At 50.3% G+C, this 1864-nt stretch carries 1 rRNA gene; it reads left to right on the top strand.

Going from position 1 to position 1864, the window contains the following annotated elements:
• The first annotated feature begins 80 nt into the window (after window positions 1-80).
• Window positions 81-1632, top strand: a 16S ribosomal RNA gene (locus tag VXN63_RS11955).
• The last annotated feature ends 232 nt before the right edge of the window (window positions 1633-1864 follow it).

The following is a 1864-nucleotide window of genomic DNA, read 5'->3' as shown; positions in this document are numbered from 1 at the left end:
GATTCATTTATGAATCAAGACAACTAAACGAATGAACAAGGTTCATTCACAATTTATAATTAATGAGCAAGTCAAACACTTAAAACGAGAGTTTGATCCTGGCTCAGGACGAACGCTGGCGGTATGCCTAATACATGCAAGTCGAACGATGAAATTCTCTGCTTGCAGAGAATGGATTAGTGGCGAACGGGTGAGTAACACGTGGGTAACCTGCCCATAAGAGGGGGATAACATTCGGAAACGGATGCTAATACCGCATATGTCTTTGAGACGCCTGTCTCTTAGATGAAAGGTGGCTTCGGCTGCCGCTTATGGATGGACCCGCGGCGTATTAGCTAGTTGGTAAGGTAATGGCTTACCAAGGCTTTGATACGTAGCCGACCTGAGAGGGTGATCGGCCACACTGGGACTGAGACACGGCCCAGACTCCTACGGGAGGCAGCAGTAGGGAATCTTCCACAATGGGTGAAAACCTGATGGAGCAATACCGCGTGAGTGAAGAAGGTCTTCGGATCGTAAAGCTCTGTTGTTAGAGAAGAATAAGTCGGGTAGTAACTGCCCCGACCTTGACGGTATCTAACCAGAAAGTCACGGCTAACTACGTGCCAGCAGCCGCGGTAATACGTAGGTGACAAGCGTTGTCCGGATTTATTGGGCGTAAAGCGAGCGCAGGCGGTCTTTTAAGTCTGATGTGAAAGCCCACGGCTCAACCGTGGAAGGTCATTGGAAACTGGAAGACTTGAATGCAGAAGAGGAAAGTGGAATTCCATGTGTAGCGGTGAAATGCGTAGATATATGGAGGAACACCAGTGGCGAAGGCGACTTTCTGGTCTGTAATTGACGCTGAGGCTCGAAAGCGTGGGGAGCGAACAGGATTAGATACCCTGGTAGTCCACGCCGTAAACGATGAGTGCTAAGTGTTGGAGGGTTTCCGCCCTTCAGTGCTGGAGCTAACGCATTAAGCACTCCGCCTGGGGAGTACGGCCGCAAGGCTGAAACTCAAAGGAATTGACGGGGACCCGCACAAGCGGTGGAGCATGTGGTTTAATTCGAAGCAACGCGAAGAACCTTACCAAGTCTTGACATCCTCTGAACACTCTAGAGATAGAGCTTTCCCTTCGGGGACAGAGTGACAGGTGGTGCATGGTTGTCGTCAGCTCGTGTCGTGAGATGTTGGGTTAAGTCCCGTAACGAGCGCAACCCCTATTGTTAGTTGCCAGCATTCAGTTGGGCACTCTAGCGAGACTGCCGGTGATAAACCGGAGGAAGGCGGGGATGACGTCAAATCATCATGCCCCTTATGACTTGGGCTACACACGTGCTACAATGGATGGTACAACGAGTCGCGAAACCGCAAGGTTCAGCTAATCTCTTAAAGCCATTCTCAGTTCGGATTGTAGGCTGCAACTCGCCTGCATGAAGCTGGAATCGCTAGTAATCGCGGATCAGAACGCCGCGGTGAATACGTTCCCGGGTCTTGTACACACCGCCCGTCACACCACGAAAGTCCGTAACACCCGAAGTCGGTAGGGTAACCCTTAGGGGAGCCAGCCGCCGAAGGTGGGATGGATGATTGGGGTGAAGTCGTAACAAGGTAGCCGTATCGGAAGGTGCGGCTGGATCACCTCCTTTCTAAGGATATTGCCTTAAGGNAGGGGAGCCAGCCGCCGAAGGTGGGATGGATGATTGGGGTGAAGTCGTAACAAGGTAGCCGTATCGGAAGGTGCGGCTGGATCACCTCCTTTCTAAGGATATTGCCTTAAGGGCAAACGGAACCTTGCACAGGTTACTTTACTTTGTTTAGTTTTGAGAGATTTGCTATTATGTCTATAATAGTATTATCTTTTTTGTTTGCTCAAATATC

It is taken from the genome of Marinilactibacillus sp. XAAS-LB27 (assembly GCF_036039175.1).
Taxonomy (GTDB): Bacteria; Bacillota; Bacilli; order Lactobacillales; family Carnobacteriaceae_A; genus Marinilactibacillus.
This window is presented reverse-complemented; position numbering and strand designations above follow the sequence as displayed.